Raw genomic sequence first — 13,163 nt, forward strand, 5'->3', positions numbered from 1 at the left:
GAGACATATCGTTGAAGCGCGAGTCACTCAGTTCTTGAGAGCCCCCGGCCGGCATCGGCCCGCACGCATCGCCGCATGGCCTGCGTCGTTCGCGGCTCGGTTCCCCCCGGTTTCCCGTCTGTCCTGTAGCAAGCCGGCTTTCGCCTGGCGTGAAAGCCTTACGAGTTGATTCATCTGGAGGAGATAAGTAATGAAAGTTCGCGCGATCATGGGCGCGCTGTGCGCCGCGGGTCTGATGTTCGGCGCCGCGGCGGCGCAGGCGGCGGAGAACGTCACGGTGCTGCACTGGTGGACGTCGGGCGGTGAATCGAAGGCCGTCGGCGTGCTGAAGGACGACCTGCAGAAGCAGGGCTACGTGTGGAAGGATTTCGCGGTCGCGGGCGGCGCAGGCGCCGCGGCGATGACCGCGCTGAAGACCAAGGTGATCAGCGGCGACGCGCCGTCGGCCGCGCAGATCAAGGGCCCGCTGATCCAGGATTGGGCGGACCAGGGCGTGCTCGTCAACATCGATCCGGCCACGGCCGACTGGAAGCAGAACCTGCCGCCCGAGATCGACAAGATCATCAAGTACAAGGGCAACTACGTCGCCGCGCCGTTCTCGGTGCACCGCGTGAACTGGCTCTACATCAACAAGGCGGCGCTCGACAAGATCGGCGCCAAGGTGCCGACCACCTGGCCTGAATTCTTCCAGGTCGCCGACAAGCTCAAGGCGGCCGGGATCCAGCCGGTCGCGATGGGCGGCCAGCCGTGGCAGGACCTGACGCTGTGGGAGGACGTGGTGCTGTCGCAGGGCCCGGCGTTCTACAGGAAGGCGCTGGTCGACCTCGACCAGGCCACGCTGACCTCGCCGCAAATGCTCGACGTGTTCAACACGGTGCGCCGGATCCAGGGCTACTTCGACAACGGCCGCAACGGCCGCGACTGGAACCTGGCGACCGCGATGGTCATCAATGGCAAGGCCGGCATGCAGTTCATGGGCGACTGGGCGAAGGGCGAGTTCGAGAACGCCGGCAAGAAGGCGGGCAAGGACTACATCTGCGCGGCGGTGCCGGGCACCGCGAACGCCTACACGTTCAACGTCGACTCGTTCGTGTTCTTCCAGCAGAAGGGCGCGAAGACCCCGACCCCGGGCCAGGTCGCGCTCGCCAAGACCATCATGACGCCGGACTTCCAGGAGCAGTTCAGCCTGCTGAAGGGCTCGGTGCCGGTGCGCCTCGGCGTGAAGATGGACAAGTTCGACGATTGCGCGAAGAAGTCCTATGCCGACGAGCAGACGGCGATCAAGTCGGGCGGCTTCGTGCCGTCGCTCGCGCACGGCATGGCGCAGAACGACGCCACGGCGGGCGCGATCACCGACGTCGTCACGAAGTTCATGAACTCGTCGCAGGATTCGAAGAGCGCGGTGGCCGCGCTCGCGAAGGCCGCGAAGGTGAAGTGATCCGGCGCCCGCCGCGTCCGGCCGCCTGTGCGCGCCGGACGCGGCGGGGCTTGCCGCAGCGGGCCGTGGCCGGCCCGCGCCGTACCCGCCGTCCGTCCCGGCTCGCGCCGGGCAGGCGCTCTTGCTCCAGGAGTCGAAACAAGTGGCTGCCCCTCTTAGCGGAAATCGCGGCACCGGACCCAGCGCGGGCGACGCGCCTCGCACGTCGCCGCTGTCGGCCTTCGCCGACCGCTGGATTCCGAAGCTGGTGCTCGCACCCAGCATCGCGATCGCCGTGGTGTTCATCTACGGCTTCATCATCGTCACGGGCTACCTGTCGCTGACCAACTCGCGACTGCTGCCCAACTACGAATTCGACGGCTTCGGCCGCTACACCGACCTGTTCCAGAACGACGTCTGGTGGACCTCGGCCGCGAATCTCGGCTGGTTCGGCATTCCGTTCATCGCGATCTGCGTGGCGCTGGGCCTGTTCCTCGCCATCCTGCTCGATCAGAAGATCCGCAACGAAGGCGCGCTGCGCGCGGTGTTCCTGTATCCGATGGCGCTGTCGTTCATCGTCACGGGCACCGCCTGGCAGTGGATCCTGAATCCCGGCCTCGGGCTCGAGAAGGTCATGCACGACTGGGGCTTCGCGAACTTCTCGTTCGGCTGGCTCGACGATCCGGACAAGGCGATCTTCTGCGTGGTGATCGCGGCCGTGTGGCAGTCGACCGGCTTCGTGATGGCGCTGTTCCTGGCCGGCCTGCGCGGCGTCGACGCCGAGATCTTCAAGGCGGCCCAGGTCGACGGCGCGACGCTGCCGACCATCTACCGCAAGATCGTGATCCCGAGTATGCGCCCGGTGTTCTTCTCGGTGCTGCTGATCCTCTGCCACATCACGATCAAGACCTTCGACCTCGTCGTCGCGCTGACGGCGGGCGGGCCGGGCACGTCCTCGTCGCTGCCCGCGATGTTCATGTACACGTTTTCGTTCAACCGCGGGCAACTGGGCCTCGGCGCGGCGTCGTCGGTGATGATGCTCGCGACGGTGGTCGCGGTGCTCGTGCCGCTCATGTATCTGGAATCGAGGAGCACCCGCAATGCAGCCTAAGATGACGATCAGCCGGGCGGTCATCTACGCGGCGCTGATCCTGTTCGCGCTGTACTTCCTGTTCCCGATCTACGTGATGCTGTCGACCTCGTTCAAGGATCTCGACCAGCTGCGCACCGGCAACCTGCTGACGCCGCCGTCGCACTGGACCGTCGATCCGTGGCTCAAGGCCTGGAGCGGCGCCTGCACCGGCGTGCGCTGCGACGGCATGAAGCCGTTCTTCTTCAACTCGATCAAGATGGTGATCCCGGCGGTGCTGATCTCGTCGCTGGTCGGCGCGTTCAACGGCTACGTGCTGACCCACTGGCGCTTTCGCGGCGCGGATGCGCTGTTCACGATGCTGCTCGTCGGCTGCTTCATCCCGTTCCAGGTGATCCTGCTGCCGATGGCGCGCGTGCAGGGCTACCTCGGCCTCGCCAACACGACGACGGGCCTCGTGCTCGTGCACGTGGTGTACGGGATCGCGTTCACGACGATGTTCTTCCGAAACTTCTACGTGAGCGTGCCGGCGGAACTCGTGAAGGCCGCGCGCATCGACGGCGCGGGCTTCTTCACGATCTTCACGAAGATCCTGATGCCGGTGTCGCTGCCGATCTTCATGGTGTGCCTGATCTGGCAGTTCACGCAGATCTGGAATGACTTCCTGTTCGGGATCGTGTTCTCCGGCGTCGATTCGATGCCGATCACGGTGGCGCTGAACAACCTCGTCAACACGTCGACGGGCGTGAAGGAATACAACGTCGACATGGCGGGCGCGATCATCGCCGCGCTGCCGACGCTGCTCGTGTACGTGGTCGCCGGCCGCTACTTCGTGCGCGGCTTGACGGCGGGGGCGGTGAAGGGATAGGCCGGATGCCCGCCGCGCGCGCGTCGCGCGGCGGGACTTGCATGGGACCGGGGCCGGCGCCGCAACGCCGACCCTGATCGACAGCGTTGCATGGGATCGGCGTGAAGCGCGACAGCACGCACGCCGGTCGACATATAGACAGAGGATTCACAGCATGGCAAGCCTTTCCATCCGTGACGTGTACAAGACCTACCCGAACGGGGTGCCGGTTCTGAAGGGTGTCGACATCGACATCGAGGACGGCCAGTTCCTGATCCTGGTGGGCGGCTCGGGCTGCGGGAAGTCGACGCTGCTCAACATGATCGCCGGGCTCGAGACCGTGACGCGCGGCGAGATCCGGATCGACGGCAAGGTCGTCAACGACCTGTCGCCGAAGGATCGCGACATCGCAATGGTGTTCCAGTCGTACGCGCTGTATCCGTCGATGACGGTGCGCGAGAACATCTCGTTCGGCCTGAACATCCGCAAGGTGCCGAAGGCCGAGCAGAAGCAGATCGTCGATCGCGTTTCCGCGATGCTGCAGATCGAGCACCTGCTCGACCGCAAGCCGGGCCAGCTGTCGGGCGGCCAGCGCCAGCGCGTCGCGATGGGCCGCGCGCTCGCGCGCGATCCGGCGCTGTTCCTGTTCGACGAACCGCTCTCGAACCTCGACGCGAAGCTGCGCATCGAGATGCGCTCGGAAATCAAGCTGCTGCACCAGCGCCTCGGCACGACGATCGTCTACGTGACGCACGACCAGATCGAGGCGATGACGCTCGGCGACCGCATCGCGGTGATGAAGGACGGCGTGGTCCAGCAGTTCGGCGCGCCGCAGGAGATCTACGATTCGCCGTCGAACCTGTTCGTCGCGGGCTTCATCGGCGCGCCGCCGATGAACTTCATCAACGGCCGGCTGGTCGAGCAGGGCAGCGGCGTCGGCCTCGAACTCGACACGGGCGCGATGCGCGGCGTGCTGAACCTGCCGTTCGACGCCAAGCGGATGAACGGCCATGTCGGCCGCGAAGTGATCCTCGGGCTGCGTCCCGAGCGCATCACCGACGCGCGCAGCGCGCACAACGGCGAGGCGTCGAGCCTGCAGCCGATCGACGTGCGGGTCGACGTGACGGAGCCGACCGGCCCCGATACCCACGTGTTCGCGCAGGTCAACGGCAAGCGCATCGTGAGCCGCGTGCACCCGGCCGCCGAGCCGCGCGCGCAGGAAAACCTGACGCTGATGTTCGACGTATCGAAGGCGGTGGTGTTCGATCCGGCGACCGAGGCGCGGATCGTCTGAACGACGAGGCCGGCGCGCCGGCGAGCATCTGGATGAAGCGAGGCCCGAGGGCGAGCCCCTGAGTGCGAGACCCTCAGGGCCTCCAGACTGCTGACAAGCCCCACGTTTTCCGGAGCGTGGGGCTTTGCTTTTTTAGAGCCGGGTTGGCAGGGGTGCGGTGAGCGGCCGGACCGAACTGAGGGGCAAACGGCTCAAGAGACGCGGGTTTCTGGCGCGGCGCTCAAACCGTGCGCAGGCGCGCGCCGCGTCGGCGGCCCCGGACGGCCCTCGGGGGCCGCCGGGGCAACGCCGGTTTCTAATGCGTCGGACGATAGCCCGGCTGGCCCATCTGCCACAGCGCGAACGCCCACTCGTCGGCCAGCAGGTTCGCGCGCTGCGAGACGCTCGAACCGATGCCGTGGCCCGCGTCGTAGTCGATGCGCAGCAGCACCGGGCGGCCGCTGCCGGTCGCGACCTGCATGCGCGCCGCCATCTTCAGCATGTGCCACGGCGACACGCGCGGATCGTTGGCGCCCGTCGTGAACATCACGGCCGGGTAGGGCGTGCCGTCATGGATGTGCGCGTAGGCGCTCATCGCATAGAGGCCGTGAAAACCGGCTTCGTCGGAACTCGAACCCATCTCCGGCACGTTGGGCGGTCCGTTCGGTTCGGTCTCGAAGCGCAGCGCGTCGGACAGGCCCACGTCGTCGAGCACCACCCGGAACAGGCCCGGATTGATCTCCATCGCGCCGCCCATCACGATGCCGCCCGCGCTCGCGCTGTTGGCCGCCAGATATTTCGATTGCGTGTAGCCGCGGTCGATCATGTGCTGCGCGGACGCGATGAAATCGAGCATCGTGTTGATCTTGGTGAGCTTCTGCCCGGCGCGATGCCACGCGTCGCCGTATTCGCCGCCGCCGCGCATGTGCGAGACCGCGATGATCCCGCCGCGTTCGATCCACGCCTGCCAGGCCGGCGCGTAGTACGGGTCCATCGACACTCCGTAGCTGCCGTAGCCGAACACGATGGTCGGATGCGAGCCGTCGCGCTTGATGCCCTTCTTCGCGATGATCGACACCGGCACGCGCGTGCCGTCGTAGCTGACCGCGAATTCGTCGTGCACCTCGAGGTCGGTCGACTCGCTCTTCGACGGCGGGACGAGCCCGGTGTCGGTCGCGCTGCCGCGGGCCGGATCGTAGGCGATCTCGCGCGGCGCCGTGACCCAGCCCTGCAGGCTGAACATCACGCCCGGCGTGCGCGGATCGGTGCTCAGGTGATGCACGGTGCCGGCGAACGGCAGGTCGATCGCGCGCGCGTCGCGACCGTCGAAGCCCATGCGGCGCAGCTGGAACGACGCGCCCGCGCGTTCGCTCACATACAGCGCATCGCTCGCGGGCGCGAACGCATCGATCACGGCCGGGCCTTCCGGCACGACCACCTCGGCCTTCGCGAGTTCGGGCTGGGCGGCGGGCAGCGACAGGATGCGGAAGCGCGGCGCGCCCTTCTGGGACAGCAGGTACAGGCGGTCGCCGTGCAGCTGCACGTCGGTGACGCCGTCGTCCGGGGTCGCGATGCGCCGCCACGGGGTGCGGGCGCCGTCGACCTGATCGAGCGGCGCGACATAGAAGGTGTTCGGGTTGTCGTCCATGTTGCGGTTCGCGACCGCCACCGCGTAGTGCGAATCGGGCGCCAGCAGCACATAGCTGGCCTGCCCCTCGGGCACCTCGACCGCGCTCGACACGCCGCGCCCGAACACGGCCGTGTCGCCGATGCCGTCGGGGCGTTCGCCGAGCACGTGCAGGAACGTGACCGCGTTGTACTCGGTCTGCGATGGAGGCGTGTCGGGGCCCGGCTTCGGATAGCGCAGGTAGAAGAACGAGCGGTTGTCCGCGCGCCACGACACCACGCAATCGCTGGTGCGATCGATCGTCTCCGCCAGCAGCTGGCCGGTCTGCACGTCGATCACCTTCAGCACGCTCTTTTCCGAGCCGCCTTCGGACACGCCGTAGGCGACGTAGCGTCCGTCCCACGACGGCGAGTACCAGTCGAGCGCGAAATGATGGGCGCTGTCGGTCGACAGCTTCGCCGGGTCGACCAATACGTGTTCCGCACCGCTCACGCCGTCGCGGTAGGCGAGCTTGGGCAGGTTGGTGCCGGGCTCGAACAGGCGGTAGAACAGCCGGCCGCCGCGCCGGCTCACTTCGTCGCGCCGCAGGTCGCCGCTCATCAGCGCCTGGATGCGCCCGGCGAGCGCCGCGCGGCCGGAGAGGCTGTCGAGAACCTTACGCGTGTGGTTCGCCTGTCCTTTCATCCACGCCTGGACCTCGGGATCCTTGAGGTTTTCCATGTAGCGGTAGTTGTCCACCACCGGCGTGCCGAAGTAGGTGTCGGTGACGGGGCGCACCGGCGCGACGGGGGGGCCGTCCGCGGACCAGGCGACGCCGGCGGATGACAAGAACGCGGCCGCGAGCGCGGCGACCCTGATCGAAGTGGGTAGTTTCATTTTGACTCGTGGAGTAAAGAAACGCCGCCAAGCGTATTGCGTCGCGCGAAGCGGGGCAATGAAGCCGCACGATCTTAGTGGAACGATTTGGCGCTGCGTGTGGGAATTTGTGCGAATCGATGCCGCGGCGCCGCAAAGCAGGTCCGGGCGCCGGCCGCGATCGCGGCGCGCAGCCGAGGGCGCGCGCTCAGTGCGGCAGCCGCACGTCGTACCGGTAGGTCACGAGGCGCGCGGCGAGGATGAAGCCGGTCGCGAGCAGCACGCTGTAGACCGCGTCGACCTGCAGCGTGACGAGCAGCAGGTAGAACCAGCAGCCGGCGAACGCGCAGGTCGCGTACGGGCGGGAGTCGCGCAGGATCAGCGGGATGTCGTTGCACAGCACGTCGCGGATGATCCCGCCGAACACGCCGGTCACCACACCCATCATCACCGCGGTGAAGCGCGGCATGTCGGCGTCGAGCGCGATCGAGGTGCCGGAGATGCTGAAGATGCCGAGCCCGATCGCATCGGCGACGAGCAGCATGCGTTCGGCCGAGCGCCGCGACATCATGCGCAGCACGAGCGGCGCGAACAGCGCGAGCACGAAGATCACGATCACGTAGTACTCGTGCACGACCCAGTAGAACGGCCGCCGTTCGAGCAGGATGTCGCGCGCGGTGCCGCCGCCGAACGCGGTCGCGAGCGCGACGATGAAGGTGCCGACGGAGTCGAGGCGGTTCTTGCGCGCCTCGACGAAGCCCGAGATCGCGTAGGCGAGCGTCGCGATCGCCTCCAGCACGGCGATCGCGAGGGTCAGCCTAGGGTGCGGCACGCGGCCCGCGCTCGGGGGCGCCCGGCTGCAGCAGCACGAGCACCGCGCCCGCGCCGCCGTCGTTGTCGCGCGCCTCGCAGAAGGCGATCACTTCTTCCTTCTGCACGAGCCACGCGCGCACCTTGCCCTTGAGCACGGGCTCCTTGCCGATCGAGCCGAGCCCCTTGCCGTGGATCACGCGCAGGCAGCGCAGCCCTTTCTTGCCGGCTTCGCGGATGAACGCGGCGAGCGCGTCGCGCGCCTCGTCGCGGCGCATGCCGTGCAGGTCGATCTGCGACTGCACGATCCAGGCGCCGCTGCGCAGCTTGCGCACCACGTCGCGGCTGATGCCGGGGCGGTGGTAGTACAGCGATTCGTCGCTGTCGAGCAGGGTTTCCGGATCGAATTCGTCGGACAAGGTTTCGGACAGCACCGCCTCCTCGTCGAGCCGGGTCTGCTGCGGCACGGGCGGCGGCGGGGTGCGGCCGGGGGTGACCTTGCCGGACGGCGCGAGCGACCGGACCGCGCCGATCTCGCGGCGGAACAGGTCGGCGTCGGCGGCGGCCGCGCGGGCGACCTGGCGCGCCTCGACGCGCTCGCGTTCGCGGCGCTCGGCGTCGCCCTTGAGCGCGCCGCGCAGCGCGCCGAGCCCCGCGAGCCCCTGGCCGCGCAGGTCGGCGGCGGCGGGCGGGCGCGCGCGGCGCGGCTCGGTTGGGCCGCCGCGCGGCGTTTCGCGGGGTCGCTCGGATGGGGTTGGTTCTTCGCCATGGTGGTTCGGAGGCTCGAAGACGGGCGGATGCCGCCCGCGGACATGAAAAAGCCGCTGCGCGGGCAGCGGCTCTCGGCAGCGGCGCGCGCGGGTGGACGCCATTGTAGCGTCCGCCGCGCGACGGGCTTACTTGCGGTCGTGCAGGCTTTCCAGGTAGCGCTGCGCGTCGAGCGCGGCCATGCAGCCCGTGCCGGCGCTCGTGATCGCCTGGCGGTAGATGTGATCCTGCACGTCGCCGGCGGCGAACACGCCCGCGATGCTGGTGCCGGTCGCGTTGCCCGACAGGCCGCTGTTCGTGATGATGTAGCCGTCCTTCATCTCGAGCTGGCCCTTGAAGATGTCGGTGTTCGGCTTGTGGCCGATCGCGACGAACAGGCCCTGCACCGCGAGATCCTCGGTCGTGCCGGTCTCGACGTGCTTGATGCGCAGGCCCGACACGCCGGAGTCGTCGCCCGTGACCTCGTCGAGCACGTGGTTCCACTTGATCTCGACCGCGCCTTCCTTTTCCTTCTCCAGCAGGCGGTCGATCAGGATCGGCTCGGCGCGGAACTTGTCGCGGCGGTGGATCACGGTGACCTTCTTCGCGATGCCGGTCAGGTACAGCGCTTCCTCGACCGCGGTGTTGCCGCCGCCGACCACGGCGACGTTCTGGTTCTTGTAGAAGAAGCCGTCGCAGGTCGCGCAGGCCGACACGCCCTTGCCCATGAACGCTTCCTCGGACGGCAGGCCGAGATACTGCGCCGACGCGCCCGTCGCGATGATCAGCGCGTCGCAGGTGTATTCGCCGGCGTCGCCGACGAGGCGGAGCGGCTTTTCGTCGAGCTTCGCGGTGTGGATGTGATCGAACAGGATCTCGGTGTTGAAGCGCTCCGCGTGCGCGAGGAAGCGCTGCATCAGGTCCGGGCCCTGCACGCCGTTCGCGTCCGCGGGCCAGTTCTCCACGTCGGTCGTGGTCATCAGCTGGCCGCCCTGCGCGATGCCCGTGACCAGCACGGGCGAGAGGTTGGCGCGGGCCGCGTAGACGGCCGCCGTGTAGCCGGCGGGGCCGGAACCGAGAATCAGAACTTTCGCGTGTTTGGGCGTGGACATGTGCAAGATCCGTAAAAAACGGCCGGGCGGGCGGGGTGGCGCGAACGCACGACCTGGCGCGACCGACGCCGGCCGCGGGACACCAAGGTAGTTGGGTATGGAACGCGCATTATAAAGGCCCGCATGCTGCGCCGCCGAACGACAGTTTCAATCGCGGCGATAGCCGGTGCCGGACGGGGTTACCGTCATTTACACTTGGTCGGGCGGCGCAGCGTTTACAATAGGCCGGATAGAACGACCGGCGGCCGCGCGGCCGCCCCCTCTGAACGGATTCATGGCAAAAGCTCCCTATACCGCGCAGGCACAGGCGCTGCCGCACCGGATGTCGCGGCTCCTCGGCGAGATCCGCTGGATTCTCCAGGTCGCGCTGCTTGCGTTCCTGCTGATGGCGCTCCTGAGCTACAGCCGGCGCGACCCGAGCTGGACGCACGCCGCCCAGGTCGACCACATTTCGAACTGGGCCGGCCGCGTCGGCGCCTGGACGGCCGACATCATGCTGCTGCTGTTCGGCCTGTCGGCGTACTGGCTCGTCGTGCTGCTCGCGCGCCAGGTCGCCTCGAACTACCGGCGCATCACCCGCCAGGACGTCGTCCCCGAAACGCCGCGCAAGCCCGCGAGCTGGCTCGCGGAAGGCGCCGCGTTCGTGCTGGTGCTGCTCGCGAGCGACGGCGTCGAGGCGCTGCGCATGTGGTCGCTGAAGGTCCAGCTGCCGCGCGCGCCGGGCGGCGTGGTCGGCGAGGCGGTCGCGGGCGGCATGTCGCACGCGTTCGGCTTCACGGGCGGCACGCTCGCGCTCCTGGTCGCGCTCGCGATCGGGCTGTCGCTGTATTTCCGGTTTTCGTGGCTGTCGGTGGCGGAGCGCGTCGGCGATGCGATCCTGTCGGCGGTCACGCTCGCCAGGCTGCGCCGCGAGGCGGAGCGCGACCGCAAGCTCGGCGAGGCCGCGGCGGTGCGCCGCGAGGGCAAGGTCGAGGAGGAGCGGGTGCGGATCGAGGAGCACGAGCCCGTCACGATCGTGCCGCCCATCGTCACGCCCGCGAAGTCGGAGCGGGTCGAGAAGGAGCGCCAGGTGCCGCTCTTCACCGACTTGCCGGGCGACTCCACGCTGCCGCCGATCGCGCTGCTCGATCCCGCGCCGCAGACCCAGGAGGCGATTTCCGCCGACACCCTCGAATTCACCTCGCGGCTGATCGAGAAGAAGCTCAAGGACTTCGGCGTCGAGGTGAGCGTGGTCGCCGCCTACCCGGGGCCCGTCGTCACCCGCTACGAGATCGAGCCCGCCACCGGCGTGAAGGGCAGCCAGGTCGTCGGCCTCGCGAAGGATCTCGCGCGCGCGCTGTCGATCATGTCGGTGCGGGTGGTCGAGACGATTCCCGGCAAGAACTACATGGCGCTCGAGCTGCCGAACCAGCGCCGCCAGACCGTGCGGCTGTCGGAGATCCTCGGTTCCGAGGTGTATGCGGCCGCGCCGTCGGTGCTCACGCTCGGCCTGGGCAAGGACATCGGCGGCAAGCCCGTGTGCGCGGACCTCGCGAAGATGCCGCACCTGCTGGTGGCCGGCACGACCGGCTCGGGCAAGTCGGTCGGGATCAACGCGATGATCCTGTCGCTGCTCTACAAGGCGAGCGCCGAGCAGGTGCGCCTGATCCTGATCGATCCGAAGATGCTCGAAATGAGCGTCTACGAAGGCATACCGCATCTGCTGTGCCCGGTCGTCACCGACATGCGCCAGGCGGGCCACGCGCTCAACTGGACGGTGGCGGAGATGGAGCGCCGCTACAAGCTGATGAGCAAGCTCGGCGTGCGCAATCTGGCCGGCTACAACAACAAGATCGAGGATGCCGCGAAGCGCGAGGAGAAGCTGCCGAATCCGTTCAGCCTGACGCCGGACGATCCGGAGCCGCTCGGCAAGCTGCCGTACATCGTGGTCGTGATCGACGAGCTGGCGGACCTGATGATGGTGGTCGGCAAGAAGGTCGAGGAACTGATCGCGCGGATCGCGCAGAAGGCGCGCGCGGCCGGCATCCACCTGATCCTCGCCACGCAGCGTCCGTCGGTCGACGTGATCACGGGCCTCATCAAGGCGAACGTGCCGACGCGGATCGCGTTCCAGGTCTCGTCGAAGATCGACTCGCGCACGATTCTCGACCAGATGGGCGCCGAATCGCTGCTCGGCATGGGCGACATGCTCTACCTGCCGCCCGGCACCGGCCTGCCCGTGCGCGTGCACGGCGCGTTCGTGTCGGACGACGAGGTGCACCGCGTGGTCGAGAAGCTCAAGGAGCACGGCGAGCCCAACTACATCGACGGTCTGCTCGAGGGCGGCGTCGCCGACGGCGACGAGGGCTCGGGCGGCGCGGGAACCGGCGAGGGCGGCGACGAGTCCGATCCGCTGTACGACCAGGCGGTCGAGATCGTCATCAAGAACCGCCGCGCGTCGATCTCGCTCGTCCAGCGCCACCTGCGCATCGGCTACAACCGCGCCGCGCGCCTGCTCGAACAGATGGAGCAGTCGGGGCTCGTGTCGGCGATGTCGTCGGGCGGCAACCGCGAAATTCTCGTGCCGACGCGCGACACCGAATGAATCCGCATCGGGCCGGCGCGCCGTCGCCGGACGATCATCCAGGGAGAATCATCAGCATGCAGCAACCGTCGTTTGCAGTTCAGTCGAAACCGGCCGCGGCGTCGCGCCGCGGCCTCGCGCGCCGGCTCGGCGTCGCGCTCGCGGGCGCGGCGCTGATGCTCGGCGCATCGCAGGCGTTCGCGAGCGGCGCCGAGCAGTTGAAGGCGTTCGTCACGCAGGTGCGCACCGCGAAGGGCGATTTCACGCAGCAGATCGTCAAGGCGCCGTCGAAGGCGGCGAGCGGCGCGCTCGCCACGCAGAAGCCGACCGACAATTCGAGCGGCAGCTTCGTGTTCGCGCGTCCGGGCAAGTTCATCTGGTCGTACCAGAAGCCGTACCAGCAGGTGCTGCAGGCGGACGGCGACACGCTCTACGTGTACGACAAGGATCTGAACCAGGTCACCGAGCGCAAGCTCGCGGGCGCGCTGGGCGCGAGCCCGGCCGCGATCCTGTTCGGCAGCAACGATCTCGACAAGAACTACACGCTGCGCGACGCGGGCGAGAAGGGCGGGATCGACTGGCTCGAAATGGTGCCGAAGGCGCAGGACACGCAGTTCCAGCGCATCGGCATCGGCTTCAAGAACGGCGTGCTGGCCGCGATGGAGCTGCATGACGTGTTCGGCAACGTCACGCTGCTGACCTTCACCAACATCCAGACCAATCCGCCGCTCAAGGCCGATCAGTTCAAGTTCGTCGTGCCCAAGGGCGCGGACGTGATCACCGGCTGAGCGTCGTCGCGCGCCGTGATCGAGCGGGCCCGCC

At 68.1% G+C, this 13,163-nt stretch carries 9 protein-coding genes and 1 pseudogene; 6 read left to right on the forward strand and 4 right to left on the reverse strand.

What is annotated here, in order from left to right; genetic code table 11:
* Positions 1 to 190 precede the first annotated feature (190 nt).
* The 4 genes from Bsp3421_RS16780 to Bsp3421_RS16795 all read left to right on the forward strand — a co-directional run bounded on the left by Bsp3421_RS16780 (position 191) and on the right by Bsp3421_RS16795 (position 4,648).
* Positions 191 to 1,438 carry an ABC transporter substrate-binding protein gene (locus Bsp3421_RS16780; protein WP_274001728.1) on the forward strand — a complete coding sequence of 416 codons (1,248 nt, stop codon included), beginning with the start codon at positions 191 to 193 and terminating at the stop codon, positions 1,436 to 1,438.
* A gap of 142 nt (positions 1,439 to 1,580) precedes the next feature.
* Positions 1,581 to 2,528: a carbohydrate ABC transporter permease gene (locus tag Bsp3421_RS16785; RefSeq protein ID WP_274001729.1), complete on the forward strand. Its 948-nt coding sequence runs from the start codon at positions 1,581 to 1,583 to the stop codon at positions 2,526 to 2,528.
* Positions 2,518 to 3,375, forward strand: a complete 858-nt coding sequence (locus Bsp3421_RS16790; protein WP_274001730.1) for a carbohydrate ABC transporter permease — start codon at positions 2,518 to 2,520, stop codon at positions 3,373 to 3,375. The genes Bsp3421_RS16785 and Bsp3421_RS16790 overlap by 11 nt, the downstream gene beginning before the upstream one ends.
* A 154-nt stretch (positions 3,376 to 3,529) precedes the next feature.
* The gene (locus Bsp3421_RS16795) at positions 3,530 to 4,648 is read left to right on the forward strand and encodes an ABC transporter ATP-binding protein (RefSeq protein WP_274001732.1); all 1,119 of its coding nucleotides are present in this window, start codon (positions 3,530 to 3,532) and stop codon (positions 4,646 to 4,648) included.
* A gap of 295 nt (positions 4,649 to 4,943) precedes the next feature.
* Here Bsp3421_RS16795 and Bsp3421_RS16800 read toward each other — a convergent pair whose 3' ends face one another.
* From Bsp3421_RS16800 to trxB, 4 genes and pseudogenes are all read right to left on the reverse strand, one after another.
* A complete protein-coding gene (locus tag Bsp3421_RS16800; RefSeq protein WP_274001735.1) occupies positions 4,944 to 7,130 on the reverse strand; it encodes a prolyl oligopeptidase family serine peptidase in 2,187 nt (728 codons plus the stop codon).
* Positions 7,131 to 7,317: 187 nt separating this feature from the next.
* On the reverse strand, positions 7,318 to 7,941 hold the full coding sequence (locus Bsp3421_RS16805) for a trimeric intracellular cation channel family protein (RefSeq protein ID WP_274001737.1): 624 nt from the start codon (positions 7,939 to 7,941) through the stop codon (positions 7,318 to 7,320).
* A pseudogene (locus tag Bsp3421_RS16810) lies at positions 7,928 to 8,688 on the reverse strand (Smr/MutS family protein). Before Bsp3421_RS16810 ends, Bsp3421_RS16805 begins: the two are co-directional and overlap by 14 nt.
* Positions 8,689 to 8,815: 127 nt before the next feature.
* The gene (gene trxB / locus Bsp3421_RS16815) at positions 8,816 to 9,778 is read right to left on the reverse strand and encodes a thioredoxin-disulfide reductase (protein ID WP_274001738.1); all 963 of its coding nucleotides are present in this window, start codon (positions 9,776 to 9,778) and stop codon (positions 8,816 to 8,818) included.
* Positions 9,779 to 10,052: 274 nt separating this feature from the next.
* Here trxB and Bsp3421_RS16820 point away from each other — a divergent pair, with 274 nt between their 5' ends.
* Positions 10,053 to 12,362, forward strand: coding sequence for a DNA translocase FtsK (locus Bsp3421_RS16820; RefSeq protein WP_274001740.1), 2,310 nt, complete (start codon positions 10,053 to 10,055; stop codon positions 12,360 to 12,362).
* Between the two features lie 56 nt (positions 12,363 to 12,418).
* On the forward strand, positions 12,419 to 13,129 hold the full coding sequence (gene lolA / locus Bsp3421_RS16825) for an outer membrane lipoprotein chaperone LolA (RefSeq protein WP_274001741.1): 711 nt from the start codon (positions 12,419 to 12,421) through the stop codon (positions 13,127 to 13,129).
* Positions 13,130 to 13,163 lie beyond the last annotated feature (34 nt).

The sequence above is a fragment of the Burkholderia sp. FERM BP-3421 genome (genome assembly GCF_028657905.1).
Lineage (GTDB): Bacteria > Pseudomonadota > Gammaproteobacteria > Burkholderiales > Burkholderiaceae > Burkholderia.

What these genes read in the sequence shown, in the direction of transcription:
- Bsp3421_RS16795 (WP_274001732.1), top strand. Translation starts at nt 3,530, where the DNA reads ATGGCAAGCCTTTCCATCCGTGACGTGTACAAGACCTACCCGAACGGG.
- Bsp3421_RS16820 (WP_274001740.1), top strand. Translation starts at nt 10,053, where the DNA reads ATGGCAAAAGCTCCCTATACCGCGCAGGCACAGGCGCTGCCGCACCGG.
- Bsp3421_RS16790 (WP_274001730.1), top strand. Translation starts at nt 2,518, where the DNA reads ATGCAGCCTAAGATGACGATCAGCCGGGCGGTCATCTACGCGGCGCTG.
- Bsp3421_RS16800 (WP_274001735.1), bottom strand. Translation starts at nt 7,130, where the DNA reads ATGAAACTACCCACTTCGATCAGGGTCGCCGCGCTCGCGGCCGCGTTC.
- trxB (WP_274001738.1), bottom strand. Translation starts at nt 9,778, where the DNA reads ATGTCCACGCCCAAACACGCGAAAGTTCTGATTCTCGGTTCCGGCCCC.
- Bsp3421_RS16780 (WP_274001728.1), top strand. Translation starts at nt 191, where the DNA reads ATGAAAGTTCGCGCGATCATGGGCGCGCTGTGCGCCGCGGGTCTGATG.
- lolA (WP_274001741.1), top strand. Translation starts at nt 12,419, where the DNA reads ATGCAGCAACCGTCGTTTGCAGTTCAGTCGAAACCGGCCGCGGCGTCG.